The sequence below is a fragment of the Streptomyces macrosporus genome, from assembly GCF_039533145.1.
GTDB classification, from domain to species: domain Bacteria; phylum Actinomycetota; class Actinomycetes; order Streptomycetales; family Streptomycetaceae; genus Streptomyces; species Streptomyces macrosporus.
The window spans coordinates 278,839-303,185 of sequence record NZ_BAAASZ010000020.1; the positions used below are offsets into that span (position 1 = coordinate 278,839).

At 73.2% G+C, this 24,347-nt stretch carries 22 protein-coding genes, 1 tRNA gene and 1 pseudogene; 14 read left to right on the forward strand and 10 right to left on the reverse strand.

Annotated features, from left to right (window positions below; all coding sequences use genetic code 11):
• Positions 1-51: 51 nt before the first annotated feature.
• Positions 52-810: a Tellurium resistance gene (locus tag ABD335_RS13340; RefSeq protein ID WP_344322494.1), complete on the forward strand. Its 759-nt coding sequence runs from the start codon at positions 52-54 to the stop codon at positions 808-810.
• A 64-nt stretch (positions 811-874) separates the two neighbouring features.
• Here the strand turns inward: ABD335_RS13340 and ABD335_RS13345 are convergent, their stop codons facing one another.
• Complete coding sequence (locus tag ABD335_RS13345; RefSeq protein WP_344322495.1) at positions 875-1,858, reverse strand: TerD family protein; 984 nt, start codon at positions 1,856-1,858, stop codon at positions 875-877.
• Positions 1,859-2,038: 180 nt separating this feature from the next.
• Here ABD335_RS13345 and ABD335_RS13350 point away from each other — a divergent pair, with 180 nt between their 5' ends.
• From ABD335_RS13350 to ABD335_RS13375, 6 genes are all read left to right on the forward strand, one after another.
• The gene (locus tag ABD335_RS13350; protein WP_344322496.1) at positions 2,039-3,196 is read left to right on the forward strand and encodes an HpcH/HpaI aldolase/citrate lyase family protein; all 1,158 of its coding nucleotides are present in this window, start codon (positions 2,039-2,041) and stop codon (positions 3,194-3,196) included.
• Entirely contained in the window at positions 3,193-5,697 is a 2,505-nt protein-coding gene (locus ABD335_RS13355) for a phosphoribosyltransferase (protein ID WP_344322497.1), read from the forward strand. Before ABD335_RS13350 ends, ABD335_RS13355 begins: the two co-directional genes overlap by 4 nt.
• Positions 5,694-6,539 carry an HAD family hydrolase gene (locus ABD335_RS13360; protein ID WP_344322498.1) on the forward strand — a complete coding sequence of 282 codons (846 nt, stop codon included), beginning with the start codon at positions 5,694-5,696 and terminating at the stop codon, positions 6,537-6,539. The genes ABD335_RS13355 and ABD335_RS13360 overlap by 4 nt, the downstream gene beginning before the upstream one ends.
• Before the next feature lie 15 nt (positions 6,540-6,554).
• The gene (locus ABD335_RS13365; RefSeq protein WP_344322499.1) at positions 6,555-7,226 is read left to right on the forward strand and encodes an O-methyltransferase; all 672 of its coding nucleotides are present in this window, start codon (positions 6,555-6,557) and stop codon (positions 7,224-7,226) included.
• A 168-nt stretch (positions 7,227-7,394) separates the two neighbouring features.
• Positions 7,395-7,949: a TetR/AcrR family transcriptional regulator gene (locus ABD335_RS13370; protein ID WP_344322500.1), complete on the forward strand. Its 555-nt coding sequence runs from the start codon at positions 7,395-7,397 to the stop codon at positions 7,947-7,949.
• 38 nt (positions 7,950-7,987) lie between these two features.
• Positions 7,988-10,141 carry an MMPL family transporter gene (locus ABD335_RS13375; RefSeq protein WP_344322501.1) on the forward strand — a complete coding sequence of 718 codons (2,154 nt, stop codon included), beginning with the start codon at positions 7,988-7,990 and terminating at the stop codon, positions 10,139-10,141.
• A 72-nt stretch (positions 10,142-10,213) separates the two neighbouring features.
• Here the strand turns inward: ABD335_RS13375 and ABD335_RS13380 are convergent, their stop codons facing one another.
• Genes ABD335_RS13380 through ABD335_RS13390 form a run of 3 tightly spaced genes read right to left on the reverse strand, consistent with a single transcriptional unit; the run spans position 10,214 to position 12,608 of the window.
• Positions 10,214-10,435 carry an FmdB family zinc ribbon protein gene (locus ABD335_RS13380; RefSeq protein ID WP_344322502.1) on the reverse strand — a complete coding sequence of 74 codons (222 nt, stop codon included), beginning with the start codon at positions 10,433-10,435 and terminating at the stop codon, positions 10,214-10,216.
• A gap of 44 nt (positions 10,436-10,479) precedes the next feature.
• Entirely contained in the window at positions 10,480-11,787 is a 1,308-nt protein-coding gene (locus tag ABD335_RS13385; protein ID WP_344322503.1) for a hypothetical protein, read from the reverse strand.
• Positions 11,788-11,828: 41 nt separating this feature from the next.
• Positions 11,829-12,608: a DUF4097 family beta strand repeat-containing protein gene (locus ABD335_RS13390; RefSeq protein WP_344322504.1), complete on the reverse strand. Its 780-nt coding sequence runs from the start codon at positions 12,606-12,608 to the stop codon at positions 11,829-11,831.
• Between the two features lie 183 nt (positions 12,609-12,791).
• Between ABD335_RS13390 and ABD335_RS13395 the strand changes: the two genes are divergently transcribed.
• The 7 genes and pseudogenes from ABD335_RS13395 to ABD335_RS13420 all read left to right on the forward strand — a co-directional run bounded on the left by ABD335_RS13395 (position 12,792) and on the right by ABD335_RS13420 (position 20,378).
• Positions 12,792-12,866: transfer RNA gene (locus ABD335_RS13395), tRNA-Val, on the forward strand.
• Between the two features lie 1,319 nt (positions 12,867-14,185).
• Entirely contained in the window at positions 14,186-14,413 is a 228-nt protein-coding gene (locus ABD335_RS30780) for a DUF5763 domain-containing protein (RefSeq protein ID WP_425583625.1), read from the forward strand.
• 210 nt (positions 14,414-14,623) lie between these two features.
• Positions 14,624-14,983: pseudogene (locus ABD335_RS13400) on the forward strand (transposase); the annotation flags it as partial.
• Between the two features lie 356 nt (positions 14,984-15,339).
• Positions 15,340-15,885 (forward strand): GIY-YIG nuclease family protein, encoded by a 546-nt coding sequence (locus ABD335_RS13405; protein WP_344322505.1) that lies wholly within the window; start codon positions 15,340-15,342, stop codon positions 15,883-15,885.
• Positions 15,886-16,662: 777 nt separating this feature from the next.
• Positions 16,663-17,343, forward strand: a complete 681-nt coding sequence (locus tag ABD335_RS13410; protein ID WP_344322506.1) for a class I SAM-dependent methyltransferase — start codon at positions 16,663-16,665, stop codon at positions 17,341-17,343.
• Positions 17,344-17,490: 147 nt separating this feature from the next.
• On the forward strand, positions 17,491-18,057 hold the full coding sequence (locus ABD335_RS13415) for a tellurite resistance TerB family protein (RefSeq protein ID WP_344322507.1): 567 nt from the start codon (positions 17,491-17,493) through the stop codon (positions 18,055-18,057).
• Between the two features lie 179 nt (positions 18,058-18,236).
• Positions 18,237-20,378, forward strand: coding sequence for a restriction endonuclease (locus ABD335_RS13420; protein ID WP_344322508.1), 2,142 nt, complete (start codon positions 18,237-18,239; stop codon positions 20,376-20,378).
• 105 nt (positions 20,379-20,483) lie between these two features.
• On the opposite strand, the gene ABD335_RS13425 is transcribed toward ABD335_RS13420, so the two are convergent.
• The 6 genes from ABD335_RS13425 to ABD335_RS13450 all read right to left on the reverse strand — a co-directional run bounded on the left by ABD335_RS13425 (position 20,484) and on the right by ABD335_RS13450 (position 24,236).
• On the reverse strand, positions 20,484-21,329 hold the full coding sequence (locus tag ABD335_RS13425; protein WP_344322509.1) for a GvpL/GvpF family gas vesicle protein: 846 nt from the start codon (positions 21,327-21,329) through the stop codon (positions 20,484-20,486).
• A complete protein-coding gene (locus tag ABD335_RS13430) occupies positions 21,326-21,640 on the reverse strand; it encodes a gas vesicle protein K (protein ID WP_344322510.1) in 315 nt (104 codons plus the stop codon). Before ABD335_RS13430 ends, ABD335_RS13425 begins: the two co-directional genes overlap by 4 nt.
• A 58-nt stretch (positions 21,641-21,698) precedes the next feature.
• The gene (gvpJ, locus tag ABD335_RS13435; protein ID WP_344322511.1) at positions 21,699-22,655 is read right to left on the reverse strand and encodes a gas vesicle protein GvpJ; all 957 of its coding nucleotides are present in this window, start codon (positions 22,653-22,655) and stop codon (positions 21,699-21,701) included.
• Positions 22,645-23,202, reverse strand: a complete 558-nt coding sequence (locus tag ABD335_RS13440; RefSeq protein WP_344322512.1) for a gas vesicle protein — start codon at positions 23,200-23,202, stop codon at positions 22,645-22,647. The genes gvpJ and ABD335_RS13440 overlap by 11 nt, the downstream gene beginning before the upstream one ends.
• 111 nt (positions 23,203-23,313) lie before the next feature.
• Positions 23,314-23,862 carry a hypothetical protein gene (locus ABD335_RS13445; protein WP_344322513.1) on the reverse strand — a complete coding sequence of 183 codons (549 nt, stop codon included), beginning with the start codon at positions 23,860-23,862 and terminating at the stop codon, positions 23,314-23,316.
• On the reverse strand, positions 23,859-24,236 hold the full coding sequence (locus ABD335_RS13450) for a DUF6415 family natural product biosynthesis protein (RefSeq protein ID WP_344322514.1): 378 nt from the start codon (positions 24,234-24,236) through the stop codon (positions 23,859-23,861). Before ABD335_RS13450 ends, ABD335_RS13445 begins: the two co-directional genes overlap by 4 nt.
• Between the last annotated feature and the right edge of the window lie 111 nt (positions 24,237-24,347).

Genomic DNA, 24,347 nt, shown 5'->3' on the forward strand with positions numbered 1-24,347 from the left:
CCCGCGGCGTTGGAAGCACGGTCCGGTCGGGAACAGTGGGGGTAGGAACGCATGGTCTCCCTGTGGGAGCACTGGCGCGGCGGCATGCGCAGGGGCCCGAGGTTCGACACCGTCGGCGGCCCGACGACGTACGCGATGGAGCTGACCAGACGGCATTCGACGGTCTCGCTCACCCGGCAGGGCGCCGACAGCGGCAACCTGCAGATCAACCTCTCCTGGCGGATGCGGTCGTCCGACCTCGACGGACGGTCCCGGCGCGGCGACCTGCTGCGCAATCCGCTGGCGATGTTCAAGCCCGAGCCGGTGCAGGGGCACACCCAGGGCATGGTGACGGTGGACCTCGACCTGGCCTGCATGTACGAGCTGAAGGACGGCAGCAAGGGCGTGGTCCAGTCCCTGGGCGGCCTGCTGGGGGCGATCAACGCGCCGCCGTACGTCAAGCTCAGCGGCGACGACCGGTTCGGCGGTTCCTCGGGCGAGACCATCTACGTCAACCTCGACCACAAGGACGAGATCAAACGACTGCTCGTCTTCGTCTACATCTACGACGGCACCCCGGCGTTCGACCGTACGCACGCCGTGGTCACGCTGATCCCCAGCAGCGGCCCCCGCATCGAGATCGGCCTCGACGAGCGCGCCCCGGAGGCCCGCTCGTGCGCGGTGCTGCTGATCGAGCACGACGGCAAGGGCCACCTCGTGGCACGCCGCGAGGTCCGCTACGTCTACGGCTTCCAGTCCGAACTCGACCGGCTCTACGGCTGGGGCCTGCAGTGGGGCCGCGGCTACAAGAGGAAGGCCGGCCGGACGTGATCCCGCCCGGCCGGGTTTGTGCGCGCTCCCGGCCCGCGCGGGCCGGGAGCCGTCCGGAAATCCGCTAGCGCCCCAGGAACTGCGGCCCCTGCGGCGGCAGGGCGAAGGCCGGGTCGGGCTGGTGGGGGTAGCCGTACGCGGGCTGCGGCGGCCGGACCGGCGGGGGCGGAGGCGACTGCGGATAGCCGTACGCGGGCTGCGGGGCCGGCGGCGACTGGGCCGGCGGCTGGGGGTAGCCGTACGCGGGCTGGGACGGCACGGGCGGCGGCGTCGCCGGCGGCGGGGGCATCGCGACCGTCGCCGCGGCGGGCTCGGGTCGCGGCTGCGGCTCGGGCTGGGGCTCGGGGCCCGGCTGCGGTTCCGGCCGGGGTGTGGGCTCGGGGAAGGGACGCGGCTCGGGGTGGGGCTCCGGCCGGGGTTCGGGCACCGGGTCCGGCTCGGGGACGTCCGGCTCCGGGGGCGGCTGCGGAATGGTGTGCGCCGGTTCCCCGGACGCGGACGCCTCCGCGGCACCCTCCTCCACCGAGATCCCGAACTCCGTCGCCAGCGCGATCAGCCCGTCGTCGTACCCCTGGCCCAGCGCGCGGAACTTCCAGCCGTCCCCGCGCCGGTAGAGCTCACCGCAGATCAGGGCCGTCTCCGAACCCGTCTCCGGCCTGATCTCGAACCGCGCCAGCGTCTCGCCGCTCTCGGAGTCCTGCAGGAGCAGCACCAGATCGCGCACGTCCGCGAAGGTGCCGCCGTCCGCCGAGGCCGCCAGCAGCACCCGGTCCACGGACCGGTCGAGCCCGCCGAGGTCCACCTCGACGGAGTCGGTCAGGCCCTCCGGCTCGCGCCTCTTGGGCAGGTACCGGACCAGCCCGGAGGGGTGGCGAGGCTGGTTGTAGAAGACGAAGTCCTCGTCGGAGCGCACGCGCCCGTCCGCACCCAGCAGCAGCGCGGAGGCGTCGACGTCGCGCACGCCCGTGCCCGGTGTCCAGCGCAGCACGGCGCGCACGGCCGTCGCGTGGAGCTGGATGTTCGACCCCTTCAACATCGCGTGCGTCATAAAGCCATCCTGCCTGGCTCGGCCCGTGGGGACAACGCGGGTGCCCCGGTACCGCAGGTTTGCGCGTAAGTAATGTTTTGTTCATGCATTCGGGTAACTTTTGAGCCACGCTCGTACGTACGATGTTCGGCCGGATCTCGCCCATGAAAGCCATGGGGCCGGCGATGGAACGGGGGTCCTATGCAGCATTTCGGACACCTTTCGCCGGAAACCCGGCGCGAGTTGTTCCACCGGGAGCCGGTCGAGTTCTCCATGCGGTCACCGGCACGACTCCTCTCGGTGGCCCTCGGCGCCACCCTCTACAGCCCCGCCACCCGGCCGCGGCTCGCCGAGGACATCCGCAAGCAGGCTCGCAACGGAGTGGTCTCCATGGTGCTCTGCCTGGAGGACTCCATCGACGACGCCGACGTGGCCGACGCGGAGGAGAACCTCGTCGGGCAGGTGGCGGAGCTGGCCGCGTCCGACTCCGACGAGGTGCCGCTGCTCTTCGTCCGCGTCCGTGAACCCGCCCAGATCACCGGCCTGGTCCGGCGGCTGGGCCCGGCCGTCTCCCTGTTGTCCGGATTCGTGCTGCCCAAATTCACCGAGGAACGCGGCATCCCCTTCCTGGAGGCGCTCACCGCGGCCGAGGCCGCCTGCGGACGGCGGCTTTTCGCCATGCCCGTCCTGGAGTCCCCCGAGCTTCTGCACCTGGAAACGCGCGTGGAGACGCTCACCGGGATAGCCCGGACCGTCGACAAGTACCGCGACCGCGTCCTGGCGCTCCGCCTCGGTGTCACCGACTTCTGCTCCGCCTACGGACTGCGCCGCAGCCCCGAGATGACCGCCTACGACGTCCAGATCGTCGCCTCGGTCATCGCCGACGTGGTCAACGTGCTCGGCCGCGCCGACGGCACCGGGTTCACCGTCACCGGACCGGTGTGGGAGTACTTCCGCCTCCAGGAGCGGATGTTCAAACCGCAGTTGCGCCGCAGCCCGTTCACCGGCCGGGCCGAGGAACTGCGCGCCGCCCTGATCGAGCACGACATGGACGGACTGCTGCGCGAGATCGAACTGGACCGCGCCAACGGCCTGATGGGCAAGACCTGCATACATCCCTCGCACGTGGCGCCCGTGCACGCCCTGTCGGTGGTCAGCCACGAGGAGTTCAGCGACGCCACGGACATCCTCAGCCCCGAGCGCAACGGCGGCGGCGTGCTGCGGTCCGCGTACACCAACAAGATGAACGAGGTGAAGCCGCACCGGGCCTGGGCCGAACGCACCCTGCTGAGAGCCGAGGCCTTCGGCGTCGCCCGCGAGGGCGTGGGCTTCGTCGAACTGCTGGCGGCCACCACATGAGCGGCGGATACGGTGAGGGGCACACCACGGTGACCTGGGAGGCGGACACGGACGGCAAGGAGCGGGGCGAGGAGCGCGGCGCGGCGCGCGCCGAGGCGGAGGAGCGGACACCCGGCGCCAGACGGTGGCCGGGGGAGTGGGTCGCACAGCGACTGGGCGTCCGACTGGAGGTCCCCGAGGGCGAGCCCGACGAACTGCGCGACCTGCTGGGCCTGGCCCTGCGGCGCAACCCCCGACGGGCCCACCTGCTGGTCTCCCGGGTGCTCGGCAAGCACGTCCCGCAACTGCCCGAGGTCGTCTACGGCACCGGACTCGCCCTGGGCGAACGGGTCCGCGACCTGCTGGGCGACGAGGCCGACCGCGCCGTCGTCCTGGGGTACGCCGAGACCGCCACCGCGCTGGGCCACAGCGTCGCCGACGGCCTGGGCACCGCCGTCTACCTCCACTCCACGCGCCGCCCCGTCCCCGGCGTGACGCCCGTGGGCGGCTTCGAGGAGGAGCACTCCCACGCCACCTCCCACCTGCTGCTGCCCGAGGACCCGGAACTGCCGGCCGGAGACGGCCCCCTGGTGCTGGTGGACGACGAGTTCTCCACCGGCACCACCGTCCTCAACACCATCACCGCCCTCCACCGCGCCTTCCCGCGCGAGCGGTACGTGATCGTCGCCCTCACCGACCTGCGCGGGGAGGCCGACCGCGCCCGGCTGGAGAAGTTCGCCGCCGAACTCGGCGCCCGCGTCGACGTGGTGGCCCTCGCCACCGGCGGTGTCCACCTGCCCGAGGACGTGCTGGAGCGCGGCGCCGCCCTGGTCGAGGCCCACGACGACCCGCCGCCCGCGCCCGCCGCGGGGCCCCGCGAGGTGCGGCGCGTCGACCTGGGCTGGCCGTCGGGGCTGCCCGACGGCGGCCGGCACGGCTTCACCCCCGCCCACCGCGCCCGGCTGGAGGCCGCGCTGCCGGCGATGGCCGACCGGATCGCCGCCGAACTGCCCGACGGAGCGCGCCGGGTGCTCGTGCTGGGGTGCGAGGAACTGATGTACGCGCCGCTGCGGCTGGCCGACGCGCTGGCCGGGGCCACCACCGCGGAGGTCCGCTTCTCCACCACCACCCGCTCGCCCGTCCTGGCGGTCGACGAGCCCGGCTACGCGATACGCACCCGCCTGGTCTTCCCCGCCCACGACGACCCCGCCGACGGTCCCGGACCGCGCTACGCCTACAACGTCGCCGGCCAGGGCTTCGACGCCGTCGTGGCCGTCGTGGACTCCGTCGCCGACACCCCCGCCCTCCACGCCCCCGACGGTCTGCTGGCCCACCTCGCCGCCCACACCGGCCGGGTGCTGCTCGCCGTCGTCCCCTCCCACCGGCCGCTGCCGAGGCCGCTGCGCGGCCCGGAGTTCTCCTCCTACGCCGCGGAGGACGTCGGCTGGCTGCTCCAGGACCTCTCCGACGTCCATCTGGAGGCCCCCACCGAGGAGCGGGAGGAGGCCATCCAGAGCGGCGGCGCCCACTACGCCGAGTCGCTGCCGGTGGAGTACCAGCCCAGCGAGGAGTACCAGAGGCTGTTCCACCAGGCCCTGGACGCCTCCGCCGCCCGCATCGCCCGCGCGGTCGGCACGGTGACCGACACGCTGCTCGCCGAGCGCGGGCACGGCCTCGTCCTGGCCTCGCTGGCCCGCGCCGGCACTCCCGTCGGGGTGCTGATGCGCCGTTGGGCCCGGCACGTCCACGGACTGGACCTGCCGCACTACGCCGTCTCCATCGTCCGCGGGCGCGGCATCGACACCACCGCCCTGCGCTGGCTCGCCGCCCACCACGACCCGTCCGACGTCGTCTTCGTGGACGGCTGGACGGGCAAGGGCGCCATCACCCGCGAACTCGCCGAGGCGCTGCGACCCTTCCCCGGCTTCGACCCCGAACTCGCCGTCCTCGCCGACCCCGGCGGCTGCGTGCGCACCTACGGCACCCGCGAGGACTTCCTCATCCCCTCGGCCTGCCTCAACTCCACCGTCTCCGGGCTGATCTCGCGCACCGTGCTCCGCGCCGACCTCGTCGGGCCCGACGACTTCCACGGCGCGAAGTTCTACCGCGAGCTGGCCTCCTCGGACGTCTCCCGGCACTTCCTGGACACCGTCGAGGCCCGCTTCGAGGAGGTCCGCGAGCAGGTCGCCGACGACGTGCGCGCGCTGCTCGCCGCCGACCGCGCCCCCACCTGGGCGGGCTGGAAGGCGGTGGAGCGGATCAGCGAGGAGTACGGCATCGGGGACGTCAACCTGGTCAAGCCCGGCGTCGGCGAGACCACCCGGGTGCTGCTGCGCCGCGTCCCCTGGCGCGTCCTCGCCCGGCGCGGCGCGGGCGCCGACCTGGACCACATCCGGCTCCTCGCCGACCAGCGCGGCGTGCCGGTCGAGGAGGTCGACGACCTGCCGTACTCCTGCGTGGGCCTCATCCACCCCCGCTACACGCGCGGTGCGACCGGAGCCGACGGGAAGGCCGTCCGATGACCGTTCCGCCGACCACCCCGCCCCCCGTCCCCCGCACCGCGCTGGTCGCCAGCGACCTGGACCGCACCCTGATCTACTCCGCCGCCGCCCTCGGCCTGACCGTCCCCGACGAGCGGGCCCCGCGCCTGCTGTGCGTGGAGGTCTACCGGTCCCGACCGCTGTCGTACCTCACCGAGGCGGCGGCGGCGCTGCTGGCCGAACTGGCCCGGCACGCGGTCTTCGTCCCCACCACCACCCGCACCCGCGAGCAGTACCGGCGCATCCACCTGCCCGGCCCGCCCCCGCCCTACGCGATCTGCGCCAACGGCGGCCACCTGCTGGTGGACGGCGAGTCCGACCCCGACTGGCACGCCCGCGTGCGGCGCTCCCTGGCCGCCGACTGCGCCTCCCTGGAGGAGGTCCGCGCCCGCATGTTGGCGGCGGCCGACCCCGGCTGGCTGCTCAAGGAGCGCGTCGCCGAGGACCTGTTCGCCTATCTGGTGGTGGACCGCGACCGCCTGCCCGACACCTGGGTCAAGGAGTTGGGGGACTGGGCCGGGCCGCGCGGCTGGACGGTCTCCCTCCAGGGCCGCAAGGTCTACGCCGTGCCCCGTCCGCTCACCAAGAGCGCCGCCGTCGCCGAGGTCGTCCACCGCACCGGCGCCGGGCACGTCCTGGCCGCCGGGGACTCCCTCCTCGACGCCGACCTGCTGCTGGCCGCCGACACCGCCTGGCGCCCCGGCCACGGCGAACTGGCCGACCTCGGCTGGACCGCGCCGCACGTCACCGCCCTGCCCGAGCGCGGGGTGGCGGCCGGGGAGCGCGTCCTGCGGGAGATGCTGCTGCACACCCGCGGGCGCTGAGCGAGGATGGCGAACATGACACCACCGGCACCCCGCGACAAGCGCCCGCTCCAGACCCCCGAGCTCTACCGGTACGTGCTCGACCACAACCCCCCGCTCGACCCGGTGCTGCGGGACCTGGTGGAGACCACGCGCGCCCGCTTCCCCGAGCGGGCCGGCATGCAGTCCGCCCAGGAGCAGGGGCCGCTGCTGGCCTTCCTGGTCCGGCTGATCGGCGCCCGCCGCGTCGTGGAGGTCGGCACCTTCACCGGCTTCTCGGCCCTCGCCATGGCCCGGGCCCTGCCCGCGGACGGCACGCTGCTCGCCTGCGACGTCTCCGAGGAGTGGACGGCCGTCGCGCGCGAGTTCTGGGCCAGGGCGGGCGTCGCGGACCGCATCGACCTGCGCATCGCCCCCGCCCTGGAGACCCTGCGCGCCCTGCCCGCCGAGCCGGGGATCGACCTGGTCTACCTGGACGCGGACAAGGGGAACTACGTGAACTACTGGGAGGAGTTGGTGCCGCGGCTGCGTCCGGGCGGGCTTCTGGTGGCGGACAACGTGCTCTACCACGGCGAGGTCGCCGATCCGGACGCCGGCGGCAGCGCCGCCGCGATCCGCGCCTTCAACGACCACGTGGTCGCCGACGAGCGGACCGAGGCGATCATGCTGACGGTCGCCGACGGAGTGACGATCGCGCGCCGGCGCTGACGCGCCCCGACCGACGAGGGCCCACGGAGGACCCGCCTCCGTGGGCCCTCCGCGTGCCGCGGTGTCGCCGCGGGCCTCCTCGGGCACCCGCACCCCTGTGAGGCACCCCACATCCGGTTACTGTCCGATCGGTCAGGGCTGACCGATCGGACAGCTTAGGGTGGAGACATGGCGCGTTCCGCTTCCGCACTGCGCGGACAGATCCTGGACGCGGCGCTGAACCTGTTCGCGATCCACGGCTACAGGGGCACGTCGCTGCACGACATCGCCACCGTGGTGGGCTGCTCCAAGGCGTCCCTGCTCTACCACTTCGCCGGCAAGGACGCGATCCTCACCGAACTGCTGAGCCCGGCCCGCGAGGCGCTCGTCGAACTCGACGCCGAGCTGGCGGGTCTGGGGGACGACCGGGTCGCGGAGACGGCCGTCACCGGATACGTCGACCTCGTGCTGCGCTTCCGACGCGAGGTCAAGATCCTCTTCCAGAACGTCACCGAGACGCTCTGCCACCCGGTCCTGGCCGACGTCCCCGAGATGGCGGACCGGCTCGTGGCCGCCCTGGCAGGCCGCTCGACGGACCCGAAACACCTCGTCACCGCCCACATGGTGCTCGGAGCCGTCTTCGTGACGTGCGCCGGCGACCCGGACGTGCCGGCCGACGCGCTGCGCGAGGAACTGATCCACGGCGCGCTGCGGACCCTCGACCGCGCCCACCGACCTTCCTGATTCCTCCCGTCGACTCCCGAGGAGAGACACCTTCCGCCATGGCGAACCTGCTCTACCGGCTCGGCCGGTTCTCCTTCCGCCGACGGCGCCGCGTCGCCGTCGTGTGGCTGCTCCTGCTCGCCCTCATGGGCGGCGCGGCCGCCGCCTTCAGCGGCTCCACCACCGACAAGTTCACGATGCCCGGCACCGAGTCCCAGCGGGCGATGGCCTCGCTGGAACGGGAGTTCCCGCAGGCCAGCGGCATCACCGGCACCATCGTCGTCGCCGCGCCCGAGGGCGAGAAGCTCACGCCCGCCCAGGTCGCGCCGGTGGTGAAGGAAGCCGCCGAGGTCCCCGGCGTCGTGGCCGCCGTCGACCCCTTCCAGGCCCGCTCCGTGTCGCGGGACGGCCGATACGCCCTGGTCCAGGTCCAGTTCGACACCCGCGCCGAGGACGTCACCGACGCGCAGCGGAAGGCGTACGAGGAGGTCGGCGCCTCCGCGGAGGGCCTGCGGGTCGAGCACGGCGGCGAGATCATGACCAGCAAGGTCGAGGTCGGCTCCACCGAGGCGCTCGGCGTCCTGGTCGCCGCGGTGGTCCTCGTCGTCACCCTCGGCTCCCTGGTGGCCGCCGGGATGACCCTGCTGAACGCGCTGATCGGCGTCGCGGTGGGCATGGCCGGGCTGTACGCCCTCAGCGGCGTCATGGAACTGACCTCCACCGCGCCCATCCTGGCGCTGATGCTGGGCCTGGCCGTCGGGATCGACTACTCGCTCTTCATCACCTCCCGCTACCGCCAGTTCCTCGCCGAGGGCATGGACTCCGAGGAGGCGGTCGGCCGGGCGACCGGAACCGCCGGTTCGGCCGTCGTCTTCGCCGGCGCCACCGTCGTCATCGCCCTGGCCGGACTGTCGGTCGTCGGCATCCCCTTCCTGAGCGTCATGGGCCTGGCCGCGGCGGGCACCGTCGCCGTCGCCGTCCTGGTCGCCCTCACCCTGCTGCCCGCCGTCCTGGGCTTCGCCGGCGAGAAGGTCCTGCCCCGCAAGCAGCGGGGCGGAGCGGTGGAGCCCGAGAAGGAGGGCTTCGGCTTCCGCTGGGGCCGGATCGTCACCCGGCTGCGCATCCCCGTCCTCCTCCTGGGAGTCCTGGGGCTGGGCGCGCTCACCCTCCCCGCCCAGGACATGCGCCTGGCGCTGCCCGACGCCGGCACCGCCGCCCCCGGCTCCCCGGCGCGCGAGGCCTACGACCTGACCACCGAGGGATTCGGACCGGGCTTCAACGGCAGGCTGATAGCCGTCGTCTCCGGCGACGACGCCCGGGCCACCGGCGCGGCCGTCAAGGAGGCCGCGGCGCTGATCCAGGACACCGACGGCGTCCTCGCGGTGGCGCAGCCCCAGCTCAACGAGAAGGGCACCACCGCGCTGCTGACCGTCATCCCCGAGGCCGGCCCCACCGACGCCGCCACCGAGGAGGCCGTCCACGCCATACGCGACCGCGCGGCCGACATCGAGGGCGCCGACGTCGCCCTCACCGGCGTCACGGCGATGGGCATCGACGTCTCCGAGAAGCTCGCGGACGCCATGCCGGTCTACCTGCTGCTGGTGGTCGGGCTGTCCATCCTGCTGCTGATGCTGGTCTTCCGCTCGATCCTGGTGCCGATCAAGGCGGCGCTGGGCTTCCTGCTCACCATCGGCGCCACCTTCGGCATCACCGTCGCCATCTTCCAGCAGGGCCGGCTGGCCGACCTGGTGGGCGTGGACGTCCCCGGACCGCTGGTGAGCTTCCTGCCGATCCTGCTCATCGGCATCCTGTTCGGCCTGGCCATGGACTACGAGGTGTTCCTCGTCTCGCGGATGCGGGAGGACTTCGTCCACGGCGACACCGCCCAGCAGGCCACGGTCAACGGCGTCGGACACAACGCCCGGGTCGTCACCGCCGCCGCGCTGATCATGACGTCCGTGTTCGGCGGATTCGTGTTCATGCACGACCCGATCATCAAGTCCATCGGGTTCGCCCTGGCCGTCGGCGTGCTCATCGACGCGTTCGTCGTCCGCATGACCCTGGTGCCGGCCGCGATGTCCCTGCTCGGCCGCGCCGCCTGGAAGCTGCCCCGCCCCGTCGACCGGGTCCTGCCCAACCTCGACATCGAGGGCGAGAGCCTGCGGAAGCCGTCCGTCGACCGGGAGGACGAGAAGGAGCCCGCCGGGGTCTGACCCCGGAACCCCGCGACGCCGCCGCGGTGCCTCTCGCACCGCGGCGGCGTCACGCGTCGTACCGTCGGGCGGTCAGCCGCAGCAGCCGCCCCCGCAGCATCCGCCGCCTCCGCCTCCGCTCGGGGCGGGGGCGGAGGCGCGGGAGGCGGCGCCGCCCACGGCCACCGTGGACAGCAGCTTGACGGTGTCGTCGTGGCCCTCCGGACAGGTCGCGGGAGCACCGGACTCGGCCATCGGACGGTTCAGTTCGAACGTGGTGCCGCAGGAGCGGCAGCGGAACTCGTAACGCGGCATGAAACGCAGCATAGCCACAGGTCAGCCCGGACGGGAGAAAAGGCTCAGCCCCCCGCGGCACGCTCCTCGCGGATGTTCCGCACCACCTGCGCCACCGTCTCGCGGATGGAGTCCAACTCCGTCACGAAGTGCCACCAGTCCGGGTGCCGCCCCGTCAGACCCGCCACGGCCCGGTCCAGCCGCGCCACCGCGGCGTCCAACGGAGCGGCGTGCCGGGGATCGGGGTGGGTACGGCCGGCCATCGCCAGCCGCTGGGCGTCGCGGATGGCGAAACGCACCCGCTCCACCTCCCCGGTGTGGTCGAAGGAGACCTCGTTCAGACGCCGCAGCCGCTCGCCGGCGGCCGAGACCGCCTCGTCGGCGTCGTTCAGCAGCGCCCGCACCGTCGACAGCCGCGCGGTGGCGTCCGCCCACTGCTGCTCCCGACGCGCCCCGCGCGCCTCGGCCAGCCTCTCCTCCGCCTGCCGCACCGCGCGCTCGGCCTGCTCGGGGACCTGCTGGAGGTCCTCCCAGCACGCCACGGCGAACCTCCGCCGCAACTCGCTGAGCACCGGCTCCACCTGGCCCGCCCGGGTGTGCAGCGCCTCGGCGCGGGTGCGCAGGGAGGCGAGCCGCCGGTCTATCTCGGCGGCCCGCTCCGGCAGCCGCTCGGCCTCCTCGCGGACCGCCTCCGCCTCGCGCAGCACGCGGTCGGCCCGCTGGATGGTCTCCCGCACCCCGTGGCGGCCCGCCCCCTCGTTGAGCTTGGTCAACTCGGGTGAGAGGGCGGCCAGCCGGGCGGCCAGGTCGTCCGCCCGGAAACCGGAGGCGCGTACGGAGTCGAGGGCTTTCGTCGCGGCGAGCAGGGCCTGCCGGGCCCGCTCCACGGCGGGCGCGAGCCGGGCGAGCCGGCTCTCGGCCTTCTCCAACAGCGGCCCGAGCCCCTGCCCGAACCGCTCCAGCTCCCTCCTGGTCCGCTCCAGCTCCTCGGTGGCTCTCACCAGGGCCTGGCGAGCACGGGACGCGGTGTCGGGGTCCAGGTCGTCCCGGTCCAGGTCGTGCGCGTCCACGGCCTTGATGTAGTCGTGGCTGACCGCGTCGATCCGCCGCCCGAACTCGGCGAAGTCGGCGACGGCCCGACGGGCGGCGGGGGAGTCGTCGACGGCCGCCAGGGTCTCCATGGAGATCCGCAGGTCGCGCTGGGCGGTGTCCAGTTCGTAGAACGCGGTGGCCGCCGCGTCCTTCGCGGCCTGGGCCTCGGCGCGCCGGCTCTCGGCACGACCGCCGCCTCCCCAGCCCCAGCGACGTGCGCCGCCGTTCATCGCCGCCACGTGTGTCCTCTCCCCGTACGTGCTCACCGGCCCGGCTGCCATTCTCCCACCCGGCACCGGCGAACACACGGGACCCGAACGGCTCAGTCCGCGGTGCGCACCGTCACGTCACCGTTGTCGCCGAGGACGTCGACGGTGCGCCGGCCGTCCTCGGCACGGGGCACCTCCACCCGGACGCGGCCGTTGTCGGTCTTCGCGTTCACCCGGTACGCGGCGCGCGGCAGCTCGACGGTGACCGAGCCGTTGTGGCCGCGGGCCTTCACCCGGTCCGGGACCTCGACCAGGGCGAGCTGCAACCCGCCGTTGTCGACCTCGGCGGCGACCTCGCGGGAACGGACGCCGGTGGCCTCGACGGAACCGTTGTCGCCGCTGAGGTCCAGCGGCCCGGCGACGTCCCGGACCCGCACCCTGCCGTTGTCCGCGGCGACCGTGAGCGCGTCGCGGAAACCGCGGGCGGTGACGTCGCCGTTGTCGCTCACGACCCGCACCGCCACCCCGTGCGGCACCTCCACCCGGTGCCGGATGTCGCAGCTCGCGGGCCCCCGGCAGTCCGGTCCCAGCGCGAGCGTGCCGTCCTTCAGGGACCACGTCGCGCCCGTGCTGCCGCCGTAGGCGTACCCGGCGAACCAGCGGGTGACCCGCACCTCCTTCCGGTCCGCCTTCCGGTCCGCGGCGACCAGCTCCAGCGGCGAGTTGTCGACGTCGATCGTCAGCGTTTCCTCCCCCTCGCCCAGAGCGAAGTTCCGGTGCTCCGGCTCGGCGTCGTCGGCGTCCGCACACCCGGCCGTCCCCACGGCGACCGCGACCACCAGAACGGCGGCGGCCAGGGCTCGGACGGTGCTGCGGCGGGTCTCGGTGGTCATCGGCCTTCTCTCCGTATCCGCTCGGACGAGGCGCGTCGTCGCGCACCCCCCGACGGTATGGACCACCACCCCCGCCCCGGCATCCCGCGGACCACCGGAACGGCGGTGGGGACAGCCCCCGCCCGCCCCTGGGGTTTATGGCGCGGACCGGACGGCAGGGTACGCTGTGTCTTCACATCCCCCGGGCGCATAGCTCAGCGGTAGAGCGCTGCCCTTACAAGGCAGATGTCGGCGGTTCGAACCCGTCTGCGCCCACCAGTGGCAGGATGCGGCAGAGGCCCAGGTCAGCGGGTGAACCCCCGGAGACCCGGGCCTTTCGCCTTTCACGACGGCGCCGTGCCGCCGTGCCCCTGCGTGACAGAAAGCCCACCAAGAGTCCACTTCGCCTTCCGGATCTGGCCGTCGACGTGGTCGGCGATCCCACGGTCACGGCCGTTGACGAGGTGCTGGTGGAGCAACGCGGCACGGACCGACGAGTGCCCCATCCGATGCATCGGCTCGCACGTGATCGCATCCCCGGCCGCGGCGAGGGGGCGCCGCCGGTGTGCCGCAGATCGCGGAAGGGGACACCCCCGGGCCGGCCGCGCCCTGGGGCGTATCCGGCGAAGACGACGTGCCCGCACGGTGGCGGAGCAGGCGCATCCGCCATCGGGCCACAGGACCATGCGGAGCGCGGTAAGAGTTCCCCTACGTCGTCAAGGCGCTTCCGCCGCACGCGGCGCGGCGTCGCGCGGCCCGGCGGTCCGGGCCGTCGCTCCTGTCTTCGCCCCGCTCCGGCCCGACCGCCTGCCGCGCGCCAGCAGCGATCTCCGGGTTGCTTTCAGGGCTGTGTCGCTCCGCCGACCTCGTGGCCGATGGTCCTCCTTGTCATCGAGATTCGGCCATACTCGCCGGGTTATATGCCCGAATTGCTCAGTGATAGTGCGATCGCATCTGCGATTGCATCTGAGATCGCAGAATGCAAGACAGTCCAGGTGGCTCCGCTTTCTAGTCTTGCAAAGCCGCAGGTCATGACGCGTAAAAATTGACGTGCTGGCGGCTCTGGAGAGACGTGCCGCGCGTGCCGAAACATCGTCAGCACGGTGTGCCTCAAAACAGCCGCATCGCTAAGCTCCCGGCTCATGGCGGCTCAGAGCTATGAGGCGCCCGCAGTCCTGATTTGGCGATCGACTAGCGGGACGCCTCGGGCCTGGCCGCTGATTTCAACGGTCAGTCGAGAATCAGGAGATCACCTCGTTGGAAGCATCGCCCAGTTCCAAAGAGCCAAGCCCATGCGGAAACCGTACTGCACAACGGCCAGACGGACATACGGCGCGTGCGTGGATCACAACCATAGCAACGGCAGTGGGAGCACTCGCGGCATTGATTACCGCGCTTCGCGGATAGCCCGTCCAGCCGGTCCGCCAATTTCACGAGCGTCTTTTCGGGCCGCCTCTAGGCTGTCCGAGGGCAGCCGAGGGCGACCAATGTTGACCATCACTGGCAGCTAAGCCACGGGTCACAGCGTTGGTCGCCAAGAGAGGGGTCAAGCCAGAGAGGCCCCACGCCACTTCTTCTGGATCTGCCACACTCACAGGATGCGTCAATGTGGGGGCAGGACCCGACAAGGTCAACCATGTAGAAGGCCCGCTGACCGTGATGGTTTCTGCTACCAGCACGGAGGCAGTCGACTCACTCGAAAGGCAGCACGCCCGGCGCTGAGACGGACCACCGTCCCGGATCGGGCAGCCGGACACCAAGCGCCGTGGTGGTGGCCGATCTATTGGATCACAGTTGGATGGTGGCTGGAGCGACTGCGTCGATAAAGCAGTACAGCGGAGAAGTGCAGCAACCATCTCGCTGGTAGTTCGGGATTAATACTCCAGCCTGACTTCGTGATCTTGCGGCGGACCCGGCTGGGAACGGGTACAGCCACCGCATGATCATCGGTTGGTGTGTGGACAAACGAAGATCGTGCGGTGGCCGCGGGCCATAGCGTAGACCCTGCTCACTGGCGGGTGATGTTCAACCAGGCCATGACCCGGATCGCGGGCCGGTTCGGCCGAGTTGAGCCACGAGCGACCGCCCGCGCCTACCTGCTCGGGCTGCTGTCGAACATCGAACGCAAGAATTGTCCCCGGGAGGGGGCAACCCTCAGGCAGCCGGCCGAGCAGGCCGGTCATGTCCGGCCCGGGCCGATGCAGCGTCTGCTGCGCTATGCCCACTGGGACGCCGATGCCGTCCGTGACGACCTGCGCGCCTACGTGGTCGACCACCTCGGCGCCAACGAGGTTGTACTGATTGTGGACGAGACCGGTTTCGTGAAGAAGGGCCACGCCTCGGCGAGGGTGCAACGTCGGTACACCGGCACCGCGGGACGCATCGGGAATCCCCAGAGGGGGCATCCCCACCCAGGTGGGCGTGTTCCTCGCCCTGGCCTTCCTGACCGCCGTCGCCGCCGACGCGGCACCGTGCCCAGCAGCCCGCCCCCAGGTGCCCCGTGCTTCGCCCTCATCCTGCCCACATGCCGCACGGGGCTCAATCTCCACCATCAGGCCCGCTTGGGACGAAGAGGCCACCCGGGTCCCTTCAGCGGGCTGTGGACTACGTGTGGACACATCCCAAGATGGACGGTGCGTGATGCCGTGACCTGCTGCCTCGTCGGGGAGTCAAGAGGCCTCCCAAACCAGGCGCTCCGTCAGCGCTATCGGATAGCGTGCGATCGCGTACGCCGTCGGCTCCGGGAGGTCCCATGCACGCTGCCGCGCTCACCAGCCCGGCTCGACTCTGGTCGGCAGACGAGGTCCTGGCACGCCCCGGCCCGGTACCCGCTGCCCCCGGCGTGTACGGATGGCACTTCACGAAGGCTCCCTCCCCGGACCTGCCCGCCGGACGGCTCCTCTACGTGGGCATCGCCCCGCGGCACATGGCGAACCGGACGAGCGCCCAGAACCTGCGGACGCGGGTGCGGTACCACTTCCGGGGCAACGCGGAGGGTTCCACGCTCCGACTCACCCTGGGCTGCCTGCTCGGCCTGGAACTGCGCCGCGTCGGCAGCGGCAAGCGGATGACGTTCGGCAAGGACGGGGAAGCCGAACTCAGTCAGTGGATGGCGGAGCACGCCCGCGTGTGCTGGGTGGAACACCCGGAGCCGTGGGCGCTGGAGTCCGACCTGATCACCAGTCTCGACCTGCCCTTGAACCTCGACCAGAACCGGCACAACGGCTTCCACGCCCGCCTCACCGAGATACGCGCCCAGGCGCGTCAGCGGGCCAGGGAGCTGCCCATCGGCGTCTGAGGAGGCGGCAGTCGGGTGGCTGACAGCATCAGATGACATCAACGTCCCCGGACGGCAGTGGAGCGGGACGGTCGTACGAGGACCAAGAGCCGTCGGGGGCACGAGAGCCAGGCAGGCCGCACAGCCCGGTATCGAACTTACAAGGCGGATGTCGGTGGTTCGGACCCGTCTGCGCCCATCGGCGACGAAGATCCCCGGGCCGGCAGACCCGGGGCTTCGGCATCGGGCCCGGCATCGACCGCGGTGTGAGGCCGGTTCATCGCGCGCGAGGTTCGTGGAGGGCGGACGTCATGCCACCGGCCGGGTGCCGAGCACCAGGCACTCCACCCCATCGGCAGTCGAGGGTCGTCCTCCGGTCCGGGGTGCCGTCCCCCACGTGTGCGTGCCCCGCTTCGGGGTCGTCCGACGGAACGTCCCGCGGCCTGCCCGGCGCGTCGAGGCGGGGTGGGGTTCGTTCCGGCGGGGCCGGCACCTGCCGACGTCGACGAGAACCAGCACATTCTGGGCGCTCTGCTCATCAGGGGGACGGGCAGCATCGGTCTCGTGTGGGCCGGAGTCGGCCTGGCGGACGGTGTTCCGTGGGCATGGGCGGCATGGGGGCATGGAGCGGGTCGCGGCGCTTCCCCTCCCGCTGTGGGCGCTCGCCGCCGGCGTCCCCGGCCTGTTCCGCCGGCCACCCCGTACGCCCGTACGCGGGACGCGTGCGCGGGCCACCGGCTCCCGTTCCGGGTAGGAGTCCCGGAACGTCGCATCGAACCGATACCCCCAGGAGGCCCGATGGACCCGGACGCCGCGGTGGCCGAGCGGTGGGACGACGAGTACCGCCGTGGCCGCTACCGGGACGAGCCGCCCGTGGCGATGGTGGAGACCGTCGTGAGGGAGGCGCGCGCCCGAGGACTCCGGTCGGGCCTGTACATCGGCTGCGGAAACGGCCGGAACTTCGTTCCCCTCCGGGAGGCGGGCCTCGACCTCGTGGGGCTCGACGTCTCGGGGGAGGCGCTGGAGGCGCTCCGGGACCGGCTCCCCGACCTGCCGGCCGACCGGCTCGTGCACGGTACGGTGCACGACCTGCCGCCCGACGAGAGGTTCCCGATCGTGGTCGGGATCCAGGTGTTCCAGCACGGTCCGCGCGGCCGGTGCCACGACCACGTCCGGGCCGCGGCCGCACGGGTCGCGCCCGGTGGGCTCCTGTGCGTCCGGGTCAACGCCGTCGGCACCCACCTCCACCCCGCGCACGAGGTGGTCGAGACCCATCCGGACGGCGGCCTGACGGTCCGTTACCTCGCCGGTCCCAAGAAGGGGCTCGACGTCCACTTCTTCGCGAGGGACGAACTCGAAGGGGTCGTTCCGGCGGGCTTCGAGCCGGTCGTCCCCCTGACCAGGGTGACGGAGAGGAGGGTTCCGCCGGCCCCGGGGCACTGGTGCCAGTGGGAGGGGATCTGGCGGCGGGCCGCCTGAGACGACCGATCGCGGCGGGGCACCCGGCTCGGTGAGGGCCGAACGGTGGACGGCCGGCCCGCCGGAGGAACCCGATCACGGTCCGGAATCGTTGGCAGGACGCAGGCCGTGACGAGACGGGCAGTGACAGAAGCCGAGGTGGCACCAGTGGCGATGTGGGATCGGATCAAGGACCAGGCCAAGAGCCTCCAGCAGTCCCGGGGCGCGCAGACACCGGGCGCGCATACGCCGGGCGCGCACGGCGGGGGCCATGGCTCCGGATCCGGCGGGGGCTCGCGCGCCCAGCTGGTGAGCATGTTGAAGTCCCAGCTCAGCTCCATGAAGACCGAGCTGAAGAGCGGCGCCTACCGGGACGCGAGCATGGCGATGTGCGCGCTGGTGGCCGCCGCGGACGGACAGGTGGACCCGGCCGAGCGGCAGCACGTCGAGTCGATGATCGTCGGCAACGACGTTCTGCAGAACTTCCCGGCGGACCAGCTCCGTCAGCGGTTCAACAAGCACGTGGACCACCTGCTGGCCAACTTCCAGATGGGCAAGGCGGAGGCGATGCAGGAGATCGCCAAGGTCGCCAAGAAGCCGACGGAGGCCAGGGCGGTGATCCAGACCGGCATCGTGATCGCCGGCTCCGACGGCTACTTCGCGCAGGCCGAGCAGTACGTCATCCGGGAGGCCTGCGCCGCGCTGGGGCTCCGCCCGGAGGAGTTCAACGTCTGAGCCCGTCCGACCGGCTCCCCGGACGAGGACGGTGTGCGGCGGCGAGGCCGCCGCCGCACACCGATGTGTGACGGATGGACCGCGAACGGTGACGAGGCCCCCCGCGAAGCGATATCGTCGTTTCTTCAACCAATGTGTGGTGTGGGACCTGTGAGGTCTCGGGGAGGGCCACGACGTACATGAGCCGCCGTTCTCGCGGACTGGTCGCCACGTGGGCGGAGATCCAGCGTCAACAGCAACGTCAGGAGGAGGCGCGGCGCCGCGCCTGGGCGCAGCACCAGCGTGAGGAGGAGCGCCGGCAGCGGGCCGCGGAGCGGGCGGCGGCGCGCAACCGGCGCGAGCAGCAGGCGGCCTACCGGGAACGGCGGGAGGCCGACGCGCGCCGGCGCACCGAGGAAATCGACCGGCGGGTCGAGACGTTGAGGTCGTTCCTGGCCACGGGGTGCCGTGCCCCGGCGTTCACCCCCGAGGCGCTGAAGCGCCCCGAACAGGTCGAGCCGTTCGACCCGGGGCAGCTCGGCGTCCCCGTGCCGATGCCCGATCCCGACGCCTACCTGCCCCGGCAGCGGGGCGGATGGGGGTTCGGGGCGAACCGGCAGACGCAGGAGCAGGCCCGCGCGCGGTACGAGCACGACCTGCGGGCGGCTCAGGCGGCGGAGGCCCAGCGGCAACACAGCCTGGCCGCCTACCAGCGGCAGTACCGGCAGTGGGCGGACGAGCGACTGGCGGAGATCCGGCGGCACAACGCCGGCGTCGAGGAGCTGACCGCGGCCCTGGGCCGGGGCGAGCCGGCCGCGGTCGTGGAGTACTTCACCGCGGCGCTGTACGCATCGCGGGGGTGGCCGGACGACTTCCCCCGCCGGGTGTCCGCGTCGTTCGACCCCGCCGCGCGCGGACTCGTCCTCAACTGGGAACTGCCCGGCTACGCCGTCGTGCCCGAGGTGTCGATGGTGCGGTACATGCCCGGCGCCGACCGGGACAAGGAGGTCAAGCGGCCGGCCGCCGAGCGGCGCGCCCTGTACCGGGACGTGCTCGCGCAGTGCGTGCTCCTGGCGGTGCGCGACCTCTTCGTCGCCGACTCGTTCGGGGTGCTGGACTCCGTCGCCCTCAACGGGTTCGTGGACGACACCGACCCCGCCACGGGGCACCGGACGCAGGTCTTCCTGGCCACGGTGATGGTGTCCCGCGCCGACTTCGAGCGGCTGAACCTCACCCGGGTGAGCGCTCCCGAGTGCCTGGTGGAAGGGCTCCGCGGCCAACTCTCCGACCGCCCGGACCGCCGTGCCGAGGTGCGTCCCGTCCGGCTGCCCGGCGAGGCGGGGCGCCCCGTGGTCTCCCACGGGGACGGCGAGGAGCCGGACCTGTACGACATGGACCCGCTGGAGTTCGAGGAGCTCGTCGCGGAGCTGTTCCGGGCCATGGGCATGCAGGCGGTGACCACGAGCCGCTCGGGCGACGGGGGCGTGGACGTGGACGCGCTGGACCCCGACCCGATCCGGGGCGGGAAGATCGTCGTGCAGGTGAAGCGGTACCGCAACACCGTGCCGCCGAGCGCGGTGCGCGATCTGTACGGCACGGTCCAGAGCGTCGGCGCGAACAAGGGCGTGCTGATCACCACGTCCGCCTTCGGCCCCGGGGCGCACGCCTTCGCCAACGGCAAGCCGCTCACGCTGATCCAGGGCACCGAACTGGTCGACCTGCTCCACCGCCACGGCCTGGGCGGGCGCCTCGGCGGCGCCTCCCGGGCGGGGGAGGCCGGTCTCGACACCGGACCGGGCGCCGGGCCGGATGCCCGGTCGGACGCCGGGTCGGACGCCGGGTCGGACATCGAATCGGACGACGCCACCGTGCTGGGCCTGACGTGGACCGGCGGTGTCGCCCTGGACGTGTGCGCGCTCGTCTGCCGGGGAAGCCGGGTGCTCGACGAGGACCAGTTCGTCTTCTACAACAACCCGAGCAATCCGGACGGCAGTGTGCGGATGATGCCGGGGTTCGGCGAGGACAGGGCCGCCGTCTGGGTGCGCTTCGACGAACTCCCCCCACAGGCGGACCGGTTGGTGCTGGTCGCCGCCGTCGATCCCGAGGCCGCCCCCGGCGCCGACCTGTCGGGCTTCCTGAACGCCCGGATCCGCCTCTCGGACCCGTCGGGAACGGCGGTCGACGAGTTGGACGTCTCCGACGGCCGGCCCGGCGAGACCGCCCTCGTGCTGGGCTCGTTCCGCAAACGCGCCAACGGCGACTGGGACTTCGTCCTCGGCGGGAAGGGCTACCCGGAGGGCCTGGTGGCGCTGGTCGAGGAGTACGGCATCGAGGTCGATTGACGTCCTCCGACGTCCTCCACCGCCCGAGGGCCGGGGCCTCCCGCGGCGGGGCCGGGTGAACCCCCGGCCGTGGGAGGCCCGTTCGCCGGCCGCCGCCGGAGGCGTTCAGCTCCCCGCGGCGGTCGGGGCGGGCGCGTCCCGGCCGGGGCCGTCCTCGTGGGGGGCGTCGTCGGAGAGGTCGGCGAAGGAGTAGGGCGGCCAGGGGCCGAGGAAGCGGATGCGGGCGGCGGGCTGTTCGTCCCGGACGGCCGCCAGGACGGCGCCCACGGCCTCGATGTCCGGTTTCCGGACGAGGAGCGCCGCGGAGAGGACGTTGCTCTCGTCGGCGTCGCGCACGCTCCGGCTCCGCTCGCGCAGGTCCTCCGCCACCGCCAGGAGCCGGTGGCGCACGTCGGCGTAGAGGGCGTCGGCCAGGCGCTCGGAGGACTCCCGCCGGATCTGCTCCAACTGCCGGGCGAGCAGACGGCGCAGGCCGGGGGAGCGGTCGGCCATCTCGGCCTCCAGGGAGCGGGCGCGCTCGTCGTCCCGTGCGGCCTCCGCCCGGTCGACGGTGATCTCCACCCTGAGTTCGGCCCGGTCGGCCAGGGCGTCCAGCCGGGAGCGGAGCCCGTCCGCGCGGGAGGCGAGCCACTCCCGCAGGCGTTCCTCGGCGCTCCGGGGGGCTCCGGCGGAGGTGTCGGGCGCCACCAGGACGTTGAAGGTCATGGGCAGGGCCGTCCCGGTGCGCTCCCACACCGCCACCACCGCCGCGTCCTGTTCGGCCACCCGGCGCCGCACCTCCTCGTCCGTCCCCTGGTAGGGGGCGGGGTCCGCGTCGTGGACCAGGGCCGCGACGCCCGTGCCCGGCGCCTCCAGCAGACGCAGGGGGCGGCCGTCGACGCCGGTGACGCCGGCGGCGGCGGCCGGCCGGTGGGGCACCACCGCGTAGACGTAGAGGGCCCGTTCCGTCACCGCCGCGCCTCCTCGGCCCAGCGGGCGGGGTTGACCAGCTTGTCCACCACGTCGTCCACGACCTCGTCCAGACCCCGGTGGAGGTCCGCGACGGACTCGGTGATGCCGTGGTCGGCCTTGATCTCCTCGATCGCCTCGTCCAGTTCCAGGAGGGCGTTGCCGAGGCGTTCGAGCTCCTCCACGGTCAGGTCGCCGCCCTCCATCCGGCGCACGGCCTGGCGCTCCAGGGCCTCCTGGATCACCTCGACCAGGGTGACCACCAGGGACAGCACACCGTGCTTGAGGCTCTTCTCGTCGACTGTGATGGCCATCGTCTCCTCCTCCCGCCGTCTCTCCCGCCGTCTTCCGCCCGTGCTCTCCGCCGCTCCGTCACGCCGTGGGCAGCCGCGCCGCGGACGACCGCGCCGTGCCGCGCAGCGACTCCCACGCCTCGGTCCAGCGGCGCGGTTCGTCGGCCGCGAGGGTGACCGTCCCGCGGGAGCCGGTCTCCACGGTGAACACGGTCCCCTCGCCGCCCGGTCCGCGTTCCGTGCCGGGGCGGACGGCGGTGACGTCCGCGGCCGGCAGGACCAGGGCGGGACGGGCGTCCAGCGGCGACTTCCACACCAGGCCGTTCGGGGTGAGCCGGCCGTTCCCGCCGCGCCACAGGGGGCCGTCCCGGCGCGGCTCGCGGTACCACAGGTGCCCCTCCACCAGCGCCCGGTCGCCCGGACCCGGCACACCGGGCGGCGGGCCGTCCGAGGCCAGGGGGCCGGGGCAGGTGCGGGCCAGCAGATCGCGCAGGCGCTCGGGGTCGGCGGCGGACAGCAGCGCCCCCACGCCGTCGGCCAGCTCCACCCGCAGCCGGGTGCGGGTCTCGCCGCCGACCGTGCGCTCGCTCTCCAGCCGCACCGCGCGCACCGCGGCGAGTTCGGCCTCCCACAGCACCTCGCGCGGCTCGCGGCGCAGGACGACCAGCCGCTGGTCGGTGAGGTGGACGGTGCCCGGACGCCAGGTGGTGTGGAAGCCGTCCTCCGACAGGTGGCCGCCGTACATGCGGGCGACGCTCTCCTCGCCGGCCCGCAGCTCCAACTCGCGCCGCGCGGCGGAGCGTTCGGCCCAGGCCCGGGTGTCGGCGTCCCACTGCCGCAACATGCCGTACTCCAGCATGGTCTCCATGCCGGCGATCGCCGCGCGCAGGCTGACGCCGATCAGGGGGATGTCGGCCACCGCCACGATGAGGTCCAGGTGCAGGACGGCGCCCTTGTTCAGCAGGACCTCGACGAGGTCGTCCAGCGTCACCCGCGGGTCCCTCGTCGGCTTCATCGGCGGCCGCTCAGCCGTCACGCCGCTCGTCCTCCCCGTCCCGGTCGCCCCGGACGGTCCGACCGTCGGAGCCGCCGGAGCCGCCGGGCTCCGGCAGGGCGCGCGGGGCGTCGCCGGCCAGCCGCGCCTGGGCGCTGCGCCACCCGCACCACGGGCACCACTCGTGGAGCAACTGGTGGACGGGGACCCGCTTCCCGCACTCGGGGCAGGTCTCCTTCTCCTCGCGGGCCTCGCGCCAGGCGGCCGTCTCGGTGTCGGTGCCCGCGGGGAACTCCAGCCCGTACCGCGAGGCGGTCTCGAAGGAGGCCAGGGCCGCCCGCAGCCGGATGCCGAGGAGTTCGACGCCGGCCACCGACACCATGATGTCCGCGTTGAGCACCAGGCCCTTGTCGAGAAGGGTCTCCACCACGTGGGCCAGGCTGCCCTCGCCGTCCCGCCGCGGCTCCATCGGGCGGAGGGTCCGGGGAGCCGGCGCCCCGCCCCGCGCCACGGCGGGCGGCCGCGCGGGCGCGGGCGGCGCGGTGTCCGCCGCCTCGGCCGGGATGCCTCTTTCCTGGTAAGTGCTCACCCCGTACGCCTATCCGGGTGTTGGCGTCCCATGCGTCCCGGTGCCGGCGCGGGCGGAAGTGCGCAGGTGGGAGGCGGTGCCGTGACGACGGTCGCCACGGCACCGCGGCGTTCACTCCGCGGTCTCGGCGACCTCCGCGGCGTGCGCGCGGGCCTCGGCGTAGGCGTCCCGCAGGTCCGCTCCCTGAGGCAGCCGGTCGGTCGGGCCGACGATCCAGCGGCGGTCGCCGACCCGCCGGGGCTCGACGGTGTTCGGGGGCGGCATCAGCACCAGCGTCCCGTAGGGGAGCACCCTGCCCCCGGTGACGTCCCAGCCGTCCGCCGAGCCGAGGGCGACGAAGAACTCCGCGCCCAGCGGGGCCGAGAGGACGGGGCCCACCGGCGCGCCGGCGTCCCGCAGCCGCTGGACGGTCTCCTGGGCCAGGTCGGCCGGGACGCGGACGACGTCCCAGGCGATCCCGGTGGGGACCTCGGCCAGGACGCCGCGCTCCCAGGCGGACAGGACGGCGGACACCCGGCCGGTGGGGTGCAGCCAGTTCAGGGGAAGGCCGTTCCCGGCGGCCTCGGCCGGGGCGGCCGGGGCCCGGTCCGCCCGGTGGGACAGGGGGCCCGCCTGGCGGGGGACGAAGCCCGTCCGGTGGGGGGAGGGGGTGAGGGTCACGGTGTCGCCTTCCTGTCCCGTCCGGGGAGTTGCCGCAGCAGCCACCGACAGTCGAGCGCGAGGGAACGCACCTGCCGCCGGGCGGACGGCAGTTCGTCCCCGAGGCCACAGCCGAGCTGGTTGCCGATCCACGCCAGCCGGGTCCTGTGGCGCAGCCGCTCGGTGGCGGCCGGAGGCATGGCCTCCATGCGCGCCCGCGCGATCGGCAGCAACAGGCGGATGTGCCCGCGCAGCAGAGTCCCCAGCTCGACCAGGTCCTCGTGGCGCGGGGACGCGCTGCCGTGGGCCAGGGCCCGGCGGATGGTGTGCTGGATGGCGGCCGTGTCGACCGGGCCGCCGGCCGTGGGCGGTGTGGCGTCGGGTGTCGTGGGCACGGGAACCCCCGGACGTCGTCACTGATCGCTTACGGCCCCAGGGTGGCGGCGCGGCAACCCCTCAACTGTCACTCTTCGGTGACACCCGTACGGGGACGGCGCCGGCCGCGC